Source organism: Pseudomonas sp. AM4(2022), assembly GCF_036346515.1.
GTDB classification, from domain to species: Bacteria; Pseudomonadota; Gammaproteobacteria; order Pseudomonadales; family Pseudomonadaceae; genus Aquipseudomonas; species Aquipseudomonas paracarnis.
Genome location: NZ_JAOTNW010000007.1, coordinates 263,740 through 281,239, shown reverse-complemented (window position 1 = coordinate 281,239; position 17,500 = coordinate 263,740). Strand labels below are relative to the sequence as shown.

Sequence of the window (17,500 nt, the reverse complement as noted above, 5' to 3'; positions counted from 1 at the left end):
GTGTTGTCAACGTCCTTCCAGGCGCCTGAGACCAAATGTGGGAGCTGGCTTGCCTGCGATAGCGGTGAGTCAGAAAAGAATGTGGTAACTGACCCGCCGCCATCGCAGGCAAGCCGGCTCCCACATGGATATGTGGCACCTTCGAGATCGGATTTGCCTCTAGAGCTACAACAACGAAATCGGATAGCTGATAAAAATCCGGTTCTCATCGAACTCGTTATTGCTGAAGTCCCGACGCATGGTCGAGTTGCGCCACTTCACATTGAGGTTCTTCAGCGCACCGCTCTGCACCGTGTAGGCCAACTCCGACTCACGTCCCCACTCCTTGCCGTCGGTGATCGCCCCAGTGTGTACGTTGCTGCCGCTGATATAGCGGTTCATCAGGGTCAGCCCCGGAACGCCGAGCACCACAAAGTTGAAGTCGTGGCGCACCTGCCAGGACTTTTCCTTGGCGTTGTCGTAGCTGGCGTTGTAGCTGTCGTTGGCCAGGGTGCCGCCGCTGGTGCCGTTGATGCGCATCCAGGCGCTGTCGCCGCTGAGTTTTTGCAGGCCAACGTAGAAGGTGTGGCCGTTGTATCTGGCCGAGAGCAGGGCGAACAGGGTCTTGTTATCGAGGTCGCCGGCCAGGGCGCTGCCGTCTTCCTTGCCGTTGAAGAACCCGAGGTTGGCGCCCAGGGTCCAGTCGCCCAGCGGCTGGCTGTGGGTGAGGTTGAGGTACTGCTGTTGGTAGATATCAGTCAGTTCGGCGTACCACAGGCCGACCTGGGTACGTTTGTCGTTGAAGGTGTATTCGCCCCCGCCGAAGTTGAAACGGTCCGAAGTGAACGCGGCTTTGCCGTTCATGAACATGTCTTCCATACTCGCGTCGTTGCGTGGGCTATTGCCGCGAAACTGGCCACCGTAGAGGGTCAGGCCGGCGATTTCATTGGACGTGACCTGGCCGCCACGAAAGGTCTGGGGCAGGGAGCGGCCATCATCGGAACGCAGGATCGGCAGCACCGGCATCCATTCGCCAACCTTCAATTCGGTCTTCGACAGCCTGGTTTTCAGCGCGACACCCAGGCGCCCGAAATTGTCGGCGGGGCGGCCATCGTCATGCACCGGCAACAGTTGCGTACCGGCGGTGCCTTTGCCGCCATCGAGTTTTTGCGAGTACAGCCCCAACACATCAATCCCGAAACCGACCGTGCCCTGGGTAAAGCCGGACTTGGCATCAAGGATAAAATTCTGCGTCCACTCTTCGGCCTTGCCCTGAGGGTTGGTCGGGTTGGTGAAGTTGCGGTTGAAGTAGGCATTACGCAGGTTGAGCGTGGCCTTGGCGTCGTCGATAAAGCCTTCGGCGTTGGCACCCAGCGGCAGGGTGACGGCCAGGCTGCCGAGACCGAGAAGGCCCAGGCGCGTGCAGGAATGACGGGCGGATTGACTCACAGTGAGGCTCCCTTTGTTTTGTTGTTTTTATTATTTGTCATACGTCGTCGTACAACATTGGGCGCGATATTTGCGAGGTTTTGAGGGCGTGTCAAGCAGAAGTTATACGATGACTTGGGTGAAACGATTCAACGTAGCGGCACGGTCGCCCCCTGTAGGAGCGAGCTTGCTCGCGAAAAACTCACAGGCGCCGCGTTCATTCAGGAAGTACGCGTTATCGTTGGCGTTTTTCGCGAGCAAGCTCGCTCCTACATTGATTGTATTGCCACGCAGGTTTCAGCCAGCCATGACCATCGGCGGCAGGGTGCCAAGCAGGGAAACCGCAGCCACTGCTGCAATGCCCAACAGCCACTCCATCATCACGCTGGCTCTCAAACTGGCCAGGCGTTGCTCGCAGCGTTTGATACGCAACCGGTTCAACAACGCCAACCCCAGCATGCCCAGCACCAGCCCCACCTTGATCAGCAAAATCAAGGCAAACCCTTGGAAGAGCGGCGTGGGCCACAGTTGCCCGGTGAGCACGCGCACGTTGATCAGCCCGGTTACCAGCAGGCCGCCGACCAGGCCATATCCCACACCACTGAAGCGACGCAGAATCGGTTCCAAGCGCTGGTCTTGCGCCTGCCGGAGGATCAGCACCAACACCAGCAACCCCCCGAGCCAGGCCCCCACGCACAACAGGTGCACCACCTGGTTAAGGATCAGCAACCGCCCACTCAGCCCGTCGAGCATGGCGCCGTGGCCTACGGGGGCCAGGGTGGCCAGCAGCAGGGCGAGCAGCGGCAAGCGCAAGGCCGGCCAGGGCTTGATCAGCACGATCACCAGTAACAGGTTCAGCAGCAGATGCCAGGCCCATACCTGGCCAAAAAAGGTCTTGCCCAGCACCAACTGCACGGTGGCCGGTTGCAGCGCCGAGTCCCAACTGCCGGCCATGCTGGCGGTGATCAACAGCAGCCACGCAACCCCGGTGAACAGCCCCAAGCCGGCCAGGCCACGGGTGATGCGCAGCAATTGCCGGTCCAGTGTCGGCTGCACGTGAGCGCCGAGCAGCCAGGGCCTGAACACCCAGGCCCCGAATATCAACAACACGACGCAAAAGTGCAGGAAGCGGCACAGCACCAGCAGGGTTGCCATGGGTTATTGGCCGACCTTGAAGCTATAAGTGCCTTCGCTTTTGTGAGTGTCGACGGACACCGCATGCCATTCGACCTTATACGTGCCGCTTGCCAACGGAGCGGCAGGCGTGACCACCAGGGTTTTCTTGTCGGTGTCCGGGGTTTGGAGGCCCTTGATGGCGATTTCGGTGCCGTCCTTGCTCAGGGAGACCTTGGTGAAGGTGGCTTCGACGCCTTCGCTGAAGGTCAGGCGCAGGTCTGTGGGGGCGGCGACGTTGCTGTCAGCCGCAGGCTCCGCGCTCTTGAGGTGGGCGTGGGCAAAAGCCGTGGAGGCGCCCAGCAGGGCAGTGAACAGGACAGCAGCGGTCAGGGACTTCTTGAGCAACATTGTTCAATACCGATCAAAGGATAGGAGCCGGCAGTGTACGAAGTTTCGGCTTGGCCTGTCGCCCCGATCTAGAGCCGGTGGTAGTCTTTAGGCCGTGTTGTTGTCAGGGAGCCCTTATGGGCAATCACAAGATCGGAATTCGTCGGGTCAACGTCGAGAAAATCCTGCTGGCGGCGGAGAAGGTCTTCGCCAACAAAGGCTATGGCAGCACCGCCATGGCCGACATCGCCGAAGAAGCGCAACTGCCGCGCTCCAACCTGCATTACTACTTCACCACCAAGAGCGAGCTGTACAGCGCGGTGCTGTTCGACCTGCTGGAATTGTGGAAGCAGGACGCCCTGAGCTTTGAAACCTTTGACGACCCCCGTGTGGTGCTCAGCAGCTACATCCGCGCGAAGATGCAGCGCTCGCGCACGCGCCCGTATGGCTCCAAGGTCTGGGCCAATGAAATCATCCACGGCGCGCCCACACTCGGCGAGGCCTTGGATGAAAGCCTGTACGACTGGGCCAAGATGAAGGAAGCGAAGATTCGCCAATGGGTGCAAGACAAACGCATCCTGCCGGTGGAGCCCTCGAGCCTGCTGTACATGATCTGGGCCTCGACCCAGCACTATGCCGACTTCGACCACCAAGTGAAGATTTTGAATGATCACCAGCCGTTGTCGGATCGGCAGTTCGAGAAGGCGATACAGACGGTGACCGGTGTAATTTTGCGCGGGATTGGGTTGGAACCTTGAGCTGATCGTTCCCACGCGGAGCGTGGGAACGAGGGGCAAGGATTACACCGCTTCGCGGTAAGGATTGCGGGGGTCCTGCGTCCAGTTCAAAAACGGCTTGCCGGTATCGATCGGCACCATCTCGATGCAGTCGGCCACCGGGCAGGTGATCTGGCACAGGTTGCAGCCCACGCACTCATCGTCGATCACCTCATACCGATGCGTGCCATCGGCCTGCTTCAAGCTGGCAATGGCCTGGTGCGAGGTGTCCTCGCAGGCAATATGGCAACGCCCACAGCCAATGCACGCCGCTTGATCAATCTTGGCGATGACCTGGTAGTTGATGTCCAGGTACTTCCAGTCCGTGGTGTTGCCCACCGCCCGCCCGGAAAACGCCTGCAGGTTGGCATGGCCCTGGCTGTCCATCCAGCGCGACAAGCCGTCCTTCATCTCTTCAACGATGCGAAACCCATGCAGCATCGCCGCCGTGCACACCTGTACCGCGCCGCAGCCCAGGGCGACAAACTCCGCCGCATCCCGCCAGGTACCGATACCGCCGATGCCGCAGATCGGCAGGCCGTTGGTCTGTGGGTCGCGGGCGATTTCGGCGACCATGTTCAACGCAATCGGCTTGACCGCTGAGCCGCAGTAACCGCCATGGGTGCTCTGGGTGCCGACCACCGGCAGGGCGACCATGCGTTCCAGGTCCACGCTGGTGATGGAGTTGATGGTGTTGATCAGCGACACCGCATCCGCGCCACCGCGATAGGCCGCCCGCGCGGCCACGCGGATGTCGGTGATGTTCGGCGTGAGTTTGACGATCACCGGCAGCGAGCAATACGTTTTGCACCAGCGCGTCACTTGCTCCACGTACTCCGGCACCTGGCCGACGGCAGCGCCCATGCCCCGTTCGGGCATGCCGTGAGGGCAGCCGAAGTTCAGCTCGATGCCGTCGCAGCCGGTCGCCTCCACCAAGGGCAGGATGTTTTTCCAGGACGCTTCGACACAAGGCACCATCAGCGAGACGATCAGCGCGCGGTCCGGCCAGTCCTTTTTCACCTGGGTGATTTCCCGCAGGTTGATCTCCAGAGAACGGTCGGTGATCAGTTCGATATTGTTGATGCCCAGCACTTCGCGGTTGGCGCCATAGTGCGCGGAGTAACGCGACGACACGTTCACCGCCGCCGGGTCTTCCCCCAGGGTTTTCCACACGACGCCACCCCAGCCGGCCTCGAAGGCGCGCACCACGTTGTAGGCTTTGTCGGTGGGCGGCGCGGAAGCCAGCCAGAACGGATTGGGCGCTTTGATTCCGGCGAATACAATCGAGAGATCGGCCATTACGCAGCCTCCACAGTCAGCATGAGTTGGGCATGCATGGCTTCGGCGGCCCGCTTGCCATGTTGTACCGCCTGCACGGTGAGGTCCTGGCCGAGGCTGACGCAATCGCCGCCGGCATACACCCCAGGGATGCTGGTGCGCAGTTGCTCATCGACGAAGATACGCTCGCCCACGCGGTGCAGTTGCTGGGCCAGCGGGTCGTGCAGGGCGTCGTTGTCGAAGCCTTGCCCGATCGCCTTGAAGATCGCATCGGCGGCCAGTTCGAAGGTTTCCCCGGTAGGCAGCAGGCGACCGTTTTCCAGGTGGGTGCGGGCAAAGCGCATGCCGCGTACGCGGCCTTGGTCGTCGAGCAGAACTTCGTCGGGTTGGGCCCAGGTCAACAGCCGTACTTGATTGGCCTTGGCGATGTCCTGTTCGTGGTGGGTCGCGCCCATGTCGGCCAGGCCACGGCGGTACACCAGGTTGACATCGCGGGCACCGAGGCGGGCCATTTGCACGGCCATGTCGATGGCGGTGTTCCCGGCGCCGAGCACAATGCAACGGTCGGCCAGGGGCAGTTGGGTGAGGTCGTCGGCCTGGCGCAGTTCGCGGATATAGTCGGTGGCGGCGAGCAGGCCGGGGGCGTCCTCAAAAGGCAGACCCAGCTGTTTGCTGGCAGCGAGACCCAGGCCTAGGAACACCGAATCGAACTGCTGGCGCAGTTCGCTCAAGGTCAGGTTGTCGCCCAGGCGCTGGCCGTGGCGAACCTCGATGCCGCCAATCTGCAGGAGGAAATCCAGTTCCTTCTGGGCGAAGTCGTCCACCAGTTTGTATTTGGCGATCCCGTATTCATTCAGGCCGCCGGCTTTTTCCCGCGCTTCGAACATCACCACGTCATGACCGTGCAAGGCGGCGCGGTGGGCGCAGGCCAAACCCGCTGGCCCGGCGCCGACCACGGCGATGCGTTTGCCGGTGGGCGCGGCGCGTTGGAACGGGTGTTCGCTGAAGTGCGCGTTGTCGATGGCGTAGCGTTGCAACAGGCCGATCAGCACAGGGGCGCATTCTTCGGCGTTATTGCGTACGCACGCTTGCTGGCAAAGGATTTCTGTCGGGCACACCCGTGCGCAACTGCCACCGAGGATGTTGGCCGAGAGGATTTTCTGCGCGGCACCTTGCACGTTCTCGGTGTGGATATTGCGGATGAACGAGGGGATATCGATCTCGCTGGGGCACGCATTCACGCAGGGTGCGTCGTAGCAGTACAGGCAGCGCGAGGCTTCCAGTTGGGCCTGGCGGGCGTTGAGGGGCGGTGCCAGGTCGGTGAACTGGCTGGCGAGGGTGGCCCCGTCTTCACGGGGGTGGGGGAGGTGGGTCAGGGTCTGGATCACGGTGTTGGCCTCACGGTTCTGTGCCTCTGCCGGGCACTGGTTATTTGTGGCCTGGGCTGGCCTCATCGCAGGCAAGCCAGCTCCCACATTCCACCGCATTTGTCCTGTTGAAATGGGATCAAATGTGGGAGCGGGCTTGCTCGCGAAGGGTGGTTTAGCGGTTCACAGCCACTGGCTTGGAAAGCGCTGCCCGCTTGCTCAACTGCTCGAATACCGACGGATACGCCGGCCGCTCCACATACCGTCCGGCTCCTCGCTCGGCGCGCAGGTCACCATCGGCCCACACCAGCTTGCCCTGGCTGATGGTGTGGCTGGGCACGCCGCGCACGGTCTTGCCTTCGAAGATGTTGAAGTCCACCTGCTGATGGTGGGTCTTGGCGGAAATCGTCCGCGTGCCCTCGGGGTCCCATAGCACCAGGTCGGCATCGGCGCCTACGCGTATCGCGCCTTTGCGTGGGTAGAGGTTGAAGATCTTTGCGGTGTTGGTGGAGGTCAGTGCGACAAATTCCTGCATCGACAAACGCCCGGTATTGACGCCTTCGTGCCACAGCAGCGCCATACGGTCTTCAATGCCGGCGGTACCGTTGGGGATCTTGCTGAAGTCGTCACGCCCGGCGGCTTTTTGCTCGGCGCAGAAGCAGCAGTGGTCGGTGGCGGTGGTGTGCAGGTTGCCCGCTTGCAGGCCGTGCCACAGCGCCTCTTGGTGCCCGCGTGGGCGGAATGGCGGGCTCATCACATAACCGGCGGCGGTCTGCCAGTCGGGGTGCTGGTACACACTGTCATCGAGCAACAGGTGGCCGGCGAGCACTTCACCGTATACCGCCTGGCCCTTGCCCCGGGCATAGGTGATTTCATCCAGGGCTTCCTTCGTCGACACATGCACCAGGTACAGCGGCGTGCCGATGGTCTCGGCAATCCGGATGGCGCGGCTGGCCGCTTCGCCTTCCACCTGGGACGGGCGCGACAGCGGATGGGCTTCTGGCCCGGTGATGCCCTGGGCCATCAGCTTGCGTTGCAGGTGATACACCAGTTCGCCATTTTCAGCATGCACAGTGGGCACCGCGCCGAGTTCCAGGCAGCGTTCGAAACTGGCGACCAAGGTGTCATCGGCAGCCATGATCGCGTTCTTGTAGGCCATGAAATGCTTGAAGCTATTGATGCCGTGATGGCTGACCAACTCAGCCATTTCCTCGCGTACCTGCTCGCTCCACCAGGTGATAGCTACGTGAAACCCGTAGTCGGCGGCGGACTTTGCGGCCCAGCCGCGCCATTGGTGGAAAGCTTCCATCAGCGACTGCTGCGGGTTGGGAATCACAAAGTCGATGATCGACGTGGTACCACCGGCCAAGCCTGCCGCCGTACCACTGAAAAAGTCTTCACTGGCCACGGTGCCCATGAAGGGCAGTTGCATATGGGTATGGGGGTCGATGCCGCCCGGCATCAAGTATTGGCCGCTGCCGTCGAGTATTTCAGTGCCTGCGGGAATATCCAGATTCGTGCCAATGGCGCGAATTAGACCCTCTGCGCATAACACATCGGCGCGGTAACTTTCATCATGGGTAATAACGGTGGCGCCACGGATCAACAGCGACATGTCGAGTTCCTCACAGGCTTGACCGGCTTGTGCCAGTTCTAAGTGTTGTAATACTGCGTACCGAGGGTTGGTTAATTCCTGTCATCGGTGACAGGAATAGAAACTAGCCCGAGTTTTTCGAATGAGCAAGAAGATTTTTAGCAAACTTTTGTGTGTTTTATCTTTTTGATATTTATAGGAAAAATCCTATTTTCACCAAAATGAAGCACACCCACCCTGTTTTGACGCACTTGACAGGTTCTTGTTCTGGTCAATATTTCTTATTGCAAATCAGGCGCTTGAGATATGCCGCTTGACGGCGCCGAGAAATAAAAATAATTGTGATGCACCAGTTTGAGACCTGCAGGTTCGGGCAACTTGCATATTGTTTAGCCTGACGCGTGCGGCAAGTACCGTAGGCTCAATTGGAAAGCTGATAAACATCAGCAAGTTATACAAGCGGTGCGGGTTCAGAGGCGGTTGTCGGCACGGTTATTGAGTGCACGGGCAGTTGGTCGGAACCCTGGATGGCATGTTGTTGATGCGGTACTCCGGCCACCTGAACCTAGCGTGCAGGTGAGCAACAATAATTTTAAAAAAACCGTGGAGCGGCCATGCAACAGAACAGATCGCAAGTCATCGAGCGCAACGGCCTGTACGAACTCGACGCCGGCCCCGACGTCCTCGACAGCCCTCGCTACAACCACGACATGGCACCTACCAAAGTGCACGAGCGCACCTGGAACAAATGGCACATCACGGCGCTGTGGGTCGGCATGTCGATCTGCGTGCCCACCTACACCCTGGGCGGGGTGCTCACGGCGTATTTCGGGCTGTCGGTGGGGGAGGCGCTGATGGCGATCCTGCTGGCCAATATCGTGGTGTTGATCCCGCTGACCCTCAACGCGTTTCCGGGCACCAAGTACGGCATTCCGTTTCCGGTGCTGTTGCGTTCGTCCTTTGGCATCCTCGGCTCCAACGTACCGTGCCTGATCCGCGCGCTGGTGGCCTGCGGCTGGTTTGGTATCCAGACGATGTTCGGCGGGCTGGCGATCCACCTGTTCCTGGGCTCGATTTTCGACGGCTGGAAAGCCCTCGGCGGTACCGGTGAGGTGATCGGATTCATGCTGTTCTGGTGCTTGAACCTGTGGGTGGTGCTGCGCGGCGCCGAGTCGATCAAGCGCCTGGAAACCTTGTCGGCGCCGCTGCTGGTGGCGGTGGGGGTTGGGCTGCTGGTATGGGCGATGCCCAACGTGTCCCTCAGCGAGTTGATGGCGATCCCACCCAAGCGCCCCGAAGGCGCCAGCCTCACCGGTTACTTCATGGCGGGGCTTACGGCGATGGTGGGCTTCTGGGCCACCTTGTCACTGAACATTCCCGACTTCAGTCGCTACGCCAAGAGTCAGAAAGATCAGATCCTCGGGCAGATCTTCGGCTTGCCGCTGACCATGTTCCTGTTCGCCGCCCTCGGCGTGGTCATGACCGCCGCCTCGGTGAAACTGGTGGGGGTGAGCGTCTCCGACCCGGTGAGCCTGATCGGCCATATCCAGAGCCCGGTGTGGGTGGCCATCGCCATGGCGCTGATCATCGTCGCGACCTTGTCCACCAACACCGCGGCGAACATCGTCTCGCCCACCAACGACTTCCAGAACATTGCGCCCAAGCTGATCAACCGCACCACGGCGGTGATCCTCACCGGCCTGGTAGGGCTGGCGCTGATGGCCCATGAACTGCTGAAAAAACTCGGGCTCATCGTCTCGGACGTCAGCCTGGAAACCGTGTATTCCAATTGGCTGCTGGGCTATTCAAGCCTGCTGGGGCCGATTGCCGGGATCATGGTGGTGGACTATTTCATAACCCGCAGACAACAGTTGGACCTGGCCGGCCTGTACCGCGACGACGTGTACCCGGCCTGGAACTGGAGTGGCTTTATCGCCTTTGGCGTACCGGTGGTGCTGACGCTGCTGTCGCTGGGCAGCGATGCGTTCAGCTGGTTCTACAGCTACGGCTGGTTCACCGGCTCGGCGTTGGGCGGGGTGTTGTATTACGGCTTGAATGCCAAACGCGGGGCGAGCCCGATCACCGCCAAGGCCCCGTTGTAATGCGTTGAAATGCAATCCAAATGTGGGAGCGGGCTTGCTCGCGAATGCGGTAGTCCAAGCGACATTTTCGGTGACTGACACACCGCTTTCGCGAGCAAGCCCGCTCCCACATTTTTGACTTCTTTACACCGTTGGATCGAGCCGACTCATAAGAAAATCAGCCTGAGGAGACCCCCATGAACGCTGCCGTCGACGTTCTGCAATCGCCCCATCAGCACATCAACCGCGACCGACTGTGGCAGTCGCTGATGGACCTGGCCAAACTCGGCGCCACGCCCAAGGGCGGTGTGTGTCGCCTGGCCCTTACCGACCTCGACCGCAAGGCTCGCGATCTCTTCGTGCAGTGGTGTGAAGCGGCGGGTTGCACCGTGACCATCGACGGCATCGGCAATATCTTCGCGCGTCGTCCCGGCCGCAATCCCGACCTGCCACCGGTGATGACCGGCAGCCATATCGACACCCAGCCTACCGGCGGCAAGTTCGACGGTTGCTTCGGCGTGCTGGCCGGTGTGGAAGTGCTGCGCACCCTCAACGACCTCAAGGTGGAAACCGAGGCGCCGCTGGAAGTGGTGGTGTGGACCAACGAAGAAGGCTCGCGCTTCCCGCCGTGCATGATGGGCTCAGGGGTGTTTGCCGAGAAGTTCACCCTGGCCGATACCCTGGCCAAGGTCGACGCGGATGGCGTCAGCGTGGGGGAGGCGTTGAACGCGATTGGCTATGCCGGAACGCGGCCAGTCAGCGGGCATAAGGTCGGCGCGTATTTCGAGGCGCATATCGAACAAGGGCCGATTCTGGAGGATGAACACAAAACCATCGGCGTGGTGCTCGGCGCCCTCGGGCAAAAGTGGTTCGACCTGAAGCTGCGCGGTGTTGAAGCCCATGCCGGCCCTACACCCATGCACTTGCGCAAGGATGCCCTGGTCGGCGCGGCGGCGGTGGTGGCTGCCGTGAACGCGGCGGCGTTGGCGCATCAGCCCCATGCGTGCGGCACGGTGGGTTGCCTGCAAGCGTATCCGGGATCGCGCAACGTGATTCCCGGTGAAGTGCGCATGACCCTGGATTTTCGTCATCTGGAACCGGCGCGGCTGGATTCGATGATTGCCCAGGTGCGTCAGGTGATCGAAGACACCTGCGCCAAACATGGCTTGAGTTTCGACATGCAGCCTACGGCGGACTTCCCGCCGCTGTACTTTGACAAAGGCTGCGTGGAGGCGGTGCGCAATGCCGCCAATGGCTTGGGCTTGTCGAACATGGACATCGTCAGTGGGGCAGGGCACGACGCAATCTTCGTCGCTGAGCTGGGCCCGGCGGGGATGATCTTTGTACCGTGTGAAGGCGGCATCAGCCATAACGAAATCGAAAATGCCGCGCCGGATGACCTGGCGGCAGGGTGTGCGGTGTTGTTGCGCGCGATGGTGGCCGCTTCAGCGGCCATCGCCAGCGGCCAGCTCGCGGCCTGATCGTTCCCACGCTCCGCGTGGGAATGCACCCTGTGACGCTCCGCGTCACGATTTAGAGGCAGACGCAGAGCGTCCTGAGCGGCGTTCCCACGCAGAGCGTGGGAACGATCAGTGGGTATTAACCCGGCTGCCAGCCGCCGCCGAGTGCGGTCAAAAGTCCCACACTCGCTTGCAATTGCCGGGTCTGCACCGCCTGCAACGTTCTCTGTGCCTGCAACGCGGCGGTTTGGGCGGTGACCACGTTCAGGTAACTCACCGCCCCGGCCTGATAGCTGTTCATCGCCAAGGCCTGGGTATGTTGCGCCGCCTCTGCCGCCGCTTGCTCGTCCTCGGCTTGCTGCTGCAGATCCCGCAGTTGTGCGAGGTTATCTTCCACCTCGCGCACGGCTTTCAATACGTGGCTACGGTACTGTGCCGAGGCCTCCTCGAACTCGGCCTTGGCCTGGCGGTCGTTGGCGCTCAAGCGCCCGCCGTCGAAGATCGGCAGGTTCATCAGCGGCCCCAGTGCCCAATACCGGTTGCCGGCGGACAGCAGGTTGCCAACGCCTTGGGTCTGCCCGCCCAGCACACCGGTCAAACTGAAATCCGGAAACCATGCCGCCTTGGCCACGCCTATAGTTGCATTGGCCGCAAACACGCGACGTTCAGCTGCGGCAATGTCCGGGCGACGCTGCAGCAGGTGGCTGGGTAACTGCGCCGGAATGCCTGGCAACGCCATTAACTGCGAGCTGCTCGGTAATGAAAAATCACTGGCCGTCACGCCCACCAATTCGCCGATGGCATGTTCGGCGAGGTTGCGCTGGCCACGCACTTCGTCCAGCTGCGCCTTGGCTTCGGCCAGTTGGTTCTGCGCGCGGGTCAGGTCCAGTTCGGACGCAATCTGGCCTTCATAACGGCTGCGGGTCAGTTGCAGCGCCTGGCGCAAATCCTGCAACGAAGTGTTCAGGATTCGGCGCTGTGCATCCAACCCATTGAGCTGCACATACAGGCTCGCCAACTGCTGTTGGAGGCTCAAGCGCACCACCGCCAAATCATCAAAGGACGCTTGTGCCTGGGCATCGCCCGCGGCGACCTGGTTGCGGATTCTGCCCCACAGGTCGAGGTCGTAACCCAGGGCGAACCCGGCGGTATTGCTGTTATACACCGACGGCTGTGTAGTGCCGCGTAACGGTCGTGAATCCGATTGACGCTGGCGCAGCGGTTGCGCGCTGGCGGTGATTTGCGGGAAAAGGCCCGCGTGCAGTTGACTGGCATAGGCCTGGGACGCATCGAAGTGCGCCAGCGCCGCGGCCAGGTCCGGGTTGGCCTTGAGCAGTTGCTGTTGCAGCGCGTTCAGGCGCGAATCGTTGTAGAGCTGCCACCACTGGGGCGCCAGTTGATCCGACGGTTGCGCGCTGTGCCAGGGGCCATCGCTGGTTTGTTCGCGGTAGTGGGCGGGCAGGTCAATCGACGGCACTGTATAGCTGGGCGCCATCGAACAACCCTGCAACGCCAGCAGCATCAACGCCGCCAGCGGTTTAAGCCTTGGGCGCATGCGCACCTCCCGAGGCGTCAGCCAGTTGCACCGGGTCGCCTTCGCGCAGGGCGTCGGGCGGGTTGTCGATGATGCGGTCAGCAGGCTTCAAGCCCTGGTCGATCACCAGGCGCTCGCCGAGGTCCAGGCCAATATGAATGTCTTGCAGGTGCACATGGTTGCGACCGTCCAGTACCGCAACCTGGGTGCCCTGGGCGCGGAAGATCAAGGCGCTGGCGGGGATGCTCACGCCATGGGTGTCAGCCGGAATCGGCAGGGTGACTTCGGCGTAATCGCCCGGCAGCAGTTCGCCGTTGGGGTTGTCGGCGACGAATTGGGCGAGCAGGGTGCCGGAGCGGCGGTCGATGGCGGTGGAGTCACCGATCAGGCGTGCCTTGAAATGCTTGCCGGGGTGCTCAGGGACGGTCAGTTCGGCCTCAAGGCCTGTATGAATGACCGCTGCATAGTTCTGCGGTACCGGCACGTACAAACGCAGTTGGTGGGTGTCGGCAATGTTGAACAGTTCCGGATCGCTGGCGTTATCGGCCTTGATCAACTGGCCGATGTCCGTGTTGCGGGCGGTGATGGTGCCGGCGAACGGCGCGCGAAGGGTCTTGTAGCCTTCCAGGGCGAACAGTCGCGCGTAGTCTGCTGCCGCGGCTTCGGTGTTGGCCTTGGCGGCTGCGGCATTGGAAGTTTTTTCATCGGCGTCCTGGCGCGATACCGAATGGCTGGCCAGCAGGTTTTGCCAGCGGGTCGCCGTGGTGGCTGCCAGGTGTGCATTGGCTTGTTGCTGGATCAGGCGCGCATGGGCCTGGGCCAGTTGTTGGTCGAGGTCGGGGCTGTCGATTTCGGCGAGGATTTGCCCGGCCTTGACCTGGGCGCCGATGTCGACTTTCCAGTCCTTCAAGTAGCCGCTGACCCGCGCATGGATCGCCGCCTTGCTCCACGCCTCCAGGTGAGCGGGCAGGCGCAGGGTGTCACCGCCGGCATTTGGCTTGGGTTGGAACACCATCACCTGGGGGACGGCGGCGGCTTCGGTCCAGGCGGTGACCGATTGCTCGTGCAGCGTACGCGCGTGCAGGCCGCTGGCGACTAACAGGGCAGCCAACGTCAGGCCACCGACACCCAGGAGCATCAGACGCTTGCGCGAGGGTTTTTGATCAGGCGACATGGGGCGTTTCTCCAGCAGTTACGCGAGTAGGATGACGGCCGTGGACCAGGCTGAAGACCACGGGAACAAACAACAAAGTGGCGATGGTGGCGAAGATCAAGCCACCGATGACCGCTCGGCCGAGCGGGGCGTTCTGCTCCTCGGAAATGGCCAGGGGCAACATGCCGATGATCATTGCCAGGGCAGTCATGCACACCGGGCGAAAGCGCGTGTAGCCAGCTTCCAGTGCGGCTTTCAACGCATCGCCATGTTCGGCCAGGCGCTCACGGCAGAAGCTCACTACCAGGATCGAGTTGGCGGTGGCCACGCCCATGCACAAGATGGCACCGGTGAGTGCTGGCACCGACAACGAGGTGCCACTGAGGAACAGCATCCACACGATGCCCGCCAATGCTGCCGGCAACGCCGTGATGATCACAAAGGGGTCGGCCCATGACTGGAAGTTGACCACGATCAGCAAGTAGATCAGCACCACCGCGCCGAGCAGCCCGAAGCTCAAGCCGCTGAACGCCTCATGCAGCGCATCGATCTGCCCGTGCAGGCTGATGGTCGCCCCTTTGGGGCGCATGGACGCAGTGTCATCCAGCACCTTTTGCACATCGCGGGCCACACCGCCGAGGTCGCGACCTTGCACGTTGGCGTACAGGTCCAGGGTCGGTTCGATGTTGTAGTGGGTCACCACGGCCGGGCTTTGTACCCGGGAGATGGTGGCCACGCCGCCGAGAATTTGCGCCTGCCCATCGGCACCGGTCACCGGCAGCGCCTCCAGCGACGGCAGGCTGTCGAGGCGGTATTGCGGGGTGGCGGCGACGATGGAGTAAGACACGCCGTTGGCCGGGTTGAGCCAGAAGGTCGGTGCGGTTTGCGAGCTGCCGGCGAGGGAGGCGACCATGCTGTTGGTGACGTCACGCTCGGTGATGCCCAGGCCATTGGCGCGCATGCGGTCCACGTTTACTTGCAGCGAGGGGTAGCCGGTGGACTGCTGGATGCGCAGGTCGGCAATCCCCGGTACATGCTGCAAGCGCCGTTCAAGTTCGACGGCATAAGCGCGGTTTTCTGCGTCATTGCGCCCGGAGATTTTGACGTCCAGCGGGGCGGGGGCGCCGAAGTTGAGGATCTGGCTGCTGATGTCCGCCGGCAGGAACGCAAAGTGGCTGCCGGGGAAACTTTGCGGCAGGGCTTCGCGCAGTTTTTTCACATAGTCGGCGGTGGGCGCGTGGTGCGTTTTCAAGCTGACTTGAATATCGCCATCCTGCGGGCCGATGGTGCCGCTGCTGCTGTAGGCCATGTCGATGCCGCTGAGCGGAATGCCAATATTGTCGACGATGGTGTCCAGTTCTTCGGCCGGGATGACCTCGCGGATCCGCGCTTCGATGCGGTCGAACGCCGCGGCGCTTTCCTCGATGCGCGTGCCCAGCGGCAAGCGCACATGCAGGGCCAAGGCACCCGCATCGGTGGCCGGGAAAAAGTCCTGGCCCAGGCTCGGCAACAGCAGCAACGACGCGAGTACGCAGGCCAGGAACCCGACAATGAAGCACTTGCGTGCGCCCAGTGCCAGCGTCAGCAGGCCATGGTAGGTGTCGCGGACATTGGAAAAGTGCCGCTCGAATCCCTGTTGAAAATTCAGCACCGATTGCAGCAACGCATTGCGTGGTTTCAGGTGTTGTTCACCCTCGTGGTGGTTGATGAATGCATCTTCCGGATGATGCCCCGCGCCTGGCTCCGGCCTATGCGGTTTGAGCAAATACATCGCCAGTGTCGGCACCAGGGTGCGCGAGAGAATGAACGAACTGGCCATGGCGAAGATCACCGCCAATGCCATCGGCCGGAACAGGTAACCGGCGATGCCTTGCAGCAAAAACATCGGCACGAACACGATGCAAATGCACAACAGCGAGACGAACGCCGGGCCGACGATTTGCGCCGCACCGTCGAGAATTGCGGTCTTCACCGCCTTGCCTTGCTCTAGGTGCCAGTTGATGTTTTCGATGGTCACCGTGGCGTCATCCACCAGGATGCCCACCGCCAACGCCAGCCCGCCCAATGTCATGACGTTGAGGGTTTGCCCACTGACGGCCAACAGCGCGATGGCCGAGAGCACTGCCAGGGGAATCGACGCGGCGATGATCAAGGTCGAGCGCCAACTGCCAAGAAACAGCAGGATCATCGCACTGGTGAGCAGTGCGGCAATAATGCCTTCCTGGGCCACGCTGCCCACCGACTGCTTGACGAACACCGAGGCATCGCCCAGCAGCGAGGTTTTCAGCGACGGTGGCAGGGTTTCGTTGATGCGCGGCAGCATCTGGCGGATACCGTCGATGATCGACAGGGTGGAGATGCTGCCGTTTTTCAGCGCCGGCATCAGCACGGCGCGATGGCCGTCGACCCGCACGATGTTGGTTTGCGGCGGTGAGCCGTCGCGCACATGGGCCACTTGGCCGATGGTGATCAGCGCACCGTCGACGGTCTTGATCGGCAGGTCGTTGAGTTCATCGATGGCCTTGGGGCTGTTGTTGAGCAGGATCGTGTATTCGTTGGGGCCCAGCTTGGCGGTGCCCACCGGGATGATCTGGTTCTGCAGCGCCAGGGCATTGCCCACATCCTGGGCCGACAAGCCTTTGGCGGCTAGGGCTTGAGGGTCGAGGTCGAGGGTGATCTGCCGTTGCTTGCCACCCATCGGTGTAGGCATGGCCAGGCCGGGCAGGGCGCTCAAGGGCAGGCGGATATTGTTCTGCACCAGGTCGCGAATTTTGGCTTCCGAAAGGCTGGGGCTGGAGAACGCCATTTGCAGGATCGGCACCGTGGAGGCGCTGTAGTTGAGGATCAGCGGCGGGGTGATGCCCGGTGGCATTTGCTTGAGCACGGTTTGTGACACCGCCGTGACCTGGGCATTGGCGGTACGGATATCCACGCCGGGCTGGAAGAAGATCTTGACGATGCCCATGCCGGGCAACGATTGCGACTCGATATGTTCGATGTCGTTGACGGTGGTGCTCAGGGAGCGTTCATAGGTGTATATCACCCGGCCGGCCATGGCGTCCGGGGACAGGCCGTTGTACTGCCAGACCACGGCGACCACGGGAATGCCGATATCGGGAAAAACATCCGTGGGCGTGCGCAAGGCTGCCATCGGCCCGATGATGCAGATGAATATAGCCAGCACGATGAAGGTGTACGGCTTGTGCAGTGCGGTCTTTACCAGCCCGAGCATGCGTGAGTCTCCGAGAAGAGCAGGATTGCAAACCCCGGCAGTCTTGACCGACCCACCTAACACGCACCTTTCAGCCAGGTGAAGGAAGTTTTAGTTAACGGCTGAAGATACTTTC

At 61.6% G+C, this 17,500-nt stretch carries 12 protein-coding genes; 3 read left to right on the top strand and 9 right to left on the bottom strand.

Going from position 1 to position 17,500, the window contains the following annotated elements; all coding sequences use genetic code 11:
* Positions 1-165: 165 nt before the first annotated feature.
* From ODQ19_RS12550 to copC, 3 genes are all read right to left on the bottom strand, one after another.
* Positions 166-1,428 carry an OprD family porin gene (locus tag ODQ19_RS12550; protein ID WP_034127961.1) on the bottom strand — a complete coding sequence of 421 codons (1,263 nt, stop codon included), beginning with the start codon at positions 1,426-1,428 and terminating at the stop codon, positions 166-168.
* A gap of 276 nt (positions 1,429-1,704) precedes the next feature.
* The gene (copD, locus tag ODQ19_RS12545) at positions 1,705-2,562 is read right to left on the bottom strand and encodes a copper homeostasis membrane protein CopD (protein ID WP_330210182.1); all 858 of its coding nucleotides are present in this window, start codon (positions 2,560-2,562) and stop codon (positions 1,705-1,707) included.
* Between the two features lie 3 nt (positions 2,563-2,565).
* Positions 2,566-2,931: a copper homeostasis periplasmic binding protein CopC gene (gene copC, locus ODQ19_RS12540; protein ID WP_330210181.1), complete on the bottom strand. Its 366-nt coding sequence runs from the start codon at positions 2,929-2,931 to the stop codon at positions 2,566-2,568.
* A gap of 116 nt (positions 2,932-3,047) precedes the next feature.
* On the opposite strand from copC, the gene ODQ19_RS12535 reads away from it, so the two are divergent.
* Positions 3,048-3,668, top strand: a complete 621-nt coding sequence (locus tag ODQ19_RS12535; protein WP_014719000.1) for a TetR/AcrR family transcriptional regulator — start codon at positions 3,048-3,050, stop codon at positions 3,666-3,668.
* A 42-nt stretch (positions 3,669-3,710) separates the two neighbouring features.
* Here the strand turns inward: ODQ19_RS12535 and preA are convergent, their stop codons facing one another.
* The 3 genes from preA to hydA all read right to left on the bottom strand — a co-directional run bounded on the left by preA (position 3,711) and on the right by hydA (position 7,946).
* Positions 3,711-4,985, bottom strand: coding sequence for an NAD-dependent dihydropyrimidine dehydrogenase subunit PreA (gene preA, locus ODQ19_RS12530; RefSeq protein WP_197881877.1), 1,275 nt, complete (start codon positions 4,983-4,985; stop codon positions 3,711-3,713).
* Complete coding sequence (locus ODQ19_RS12525; RefSeq protein ID WP_330210194.1) at positions 4,985-6,352, bottom strand: NAD(P)-dependent oxidoreductase; 1,368 nt, start codon at positions 6,350-6,352, stop codon at positions 4,985-4,987. The genes preA and ODQ19_RS12525 overlap by 1 nt, the downstream gene beginning before the upstream one ends.
* A gap of 154 nt (positions 6,353-6,506) precedes the next feature.
* Positions 6,507-7,946 carry a dihydropyrimidinase gene (gene hydA, locus ODQ19_RS12520; protein WP_330210180.1) on the bottom strand — a complete coding sequence of 480 codons (1,440 nt, stop codon included), beginning with the start codon at positions 7,944-7,946 and terminating at the stop codon, positions 6,507-6,509.
* A gap of 593 nt (positions 7,947-8,539) precedes the next feature.
* On the opposite strand from hydA, the gene ODQ19_RS12515 reads away from it, so the two are divergent.
* Positions 8,540-10,027 carry an NCS1 family nucleobase:cation symporter-1 gene (locus ODQ19_RS12515; protein ID WP_116665768.1) on the top strand — a complete coding sequence of 496 codons (1,488 nt, stop codon included), beginning with the start codon at positions 8,540-8,542 and terminating at the stop codon, positions 10,025-10,027.
* Positions 10,028-10,203: 176 nt separating this feature from the next.
* Complete coding sequence (locus ODQ19_RS12510) at positions 10,204-11,487, top strand: Zn-dependent hydrolase (protein ID WP_330210179.1); 1,284 nt, start codon at positions 10,204-10,206, stop codon at positions 11,485-11,487.
* 118 nt (positions 11,488-11,605) lie between these two features.
* Here the strand turns inward: ODQ19_RS12510 and ODQ19_RS12505 are convergent, their stop codons facing one another.
* From ODQ19_RS12505 to ODQ19_RS12495, 3 genes are read right to left on the bottom strand one after another with little or no spacing between them, the layout of a single operon-like run.
* Positions 11,606-13,021: an efflux transporter outer membrane subunit gene (locus tag ODQ19_RS12505; protein WP_330210178.1), complete on the bottom strand. Its 1,416-nt coding sequence runs from the start codon at positions 13,019-13,021 to the stop codon at positions 11,606-11,608.
* The gene (locus ODQ19_RS12500; RefSeq protein WP_330210177.1) at positions 13,005-14,174 is read right to left on the bottom strand and encodes an efflux RND transporter periplasmic adaptor subunit; all 1,170 of its coding nucleotides are present in this window, start codon (positions 14,172-14,174) and stop codon (positions 13,005-13,007) included. The genes ODQ19_RS12505 and ODQ19_RS12500 overlap by 17 nt, the downstream gene beginning before the upstream one ends.
* Complete coding sequence (locus tag ODQ19_RS12495) at positions 14,164-17,385, bottom strand: efflux RND transporter permease subunit (protein ID WP_330210176.1); 3,222 nt, start codon at positions 17,383-17,385, stop codon at positions 14,164-14,166. The genes ODQ19_RS12500 and ODQ19_RS12495 overlap by 11 nt, the downstream gene beginning before the upstream one ends.
* Positions 17,386-17,500 lie beyond the last annotated feature (115 nt).

Bases quoted from the DNA above. Each gene is read 5' to 3' on its own strand.
- ODQ19_RS12510 (WP_330210179.1), top strand. From the start codon at position 10,204: ATGAACGCTGCCGTCGACGTTCTGCAATCGCCCCATCAGCACATCAAC.
- ODQ19_RS12505 (WP_330210178.1), bottom strand. From the start codon at position 13,021: ATGCGCCCAAGGCTTAAACCGCTGGCGGCGTTGATGCTGCTGGCGTTG.
- copD (WP_330210182.1), bottom strand. From the start codon at position 2,562: ATGGCAACCCTGCTGGTGCTGTGCCGCTTCCTGCACTTTTGCGTCGTG.
- ODQ19_RS12500 (WP_330210177.1), bottom strand. From the start codon at position 14,174: ATGTCGCCTGATCAAAAACCCTCGCGCAAGCGTCTGATGCTCCTGGGT.
- hydA (WP_330210180.1), bottom strand. From the start codon at position 7,946: ATGTCGCTGTTGATCCGTGGCGCCACCGTTATTACCCATGATGAAAGT.
- ODQ19_RS12535 (WP_014719000.1), top strand. From the start codon at position 3,048: ATGGGCAATCACAAGATCGGAATTCGTCGGGTCAACGTCGAGAAAATC.
- preA (WP_197881877.1), bottom strand. From the start codon at position 4,985: ATGGCCGATCTCTCGATTGTATTCGCCGGAATCAAAGCGCCCAATCCG.
- ODQ19_RS12515 (WP_116665768.1), top strand. From the start codon at position 8,540: ATGCAACAGAACAGATCGCAAGTCATCGAGCGCAACGGCCTGTACGAA.
- copC (WP_330210181.1), bottom strand. From the start codon at position 2,931: ATGTTGCTCAAGAAGTCCCTGACCGCTGCTGTCCTGTTCACTGCCCTG.
- ODQ19_RS12495 (WP_330210176.1), bottom strand. From the start codon at position 17,385: ATGCTCGGGCTGGTAAAGACCGCACTGCACAAGCCGTACACCTTCATC.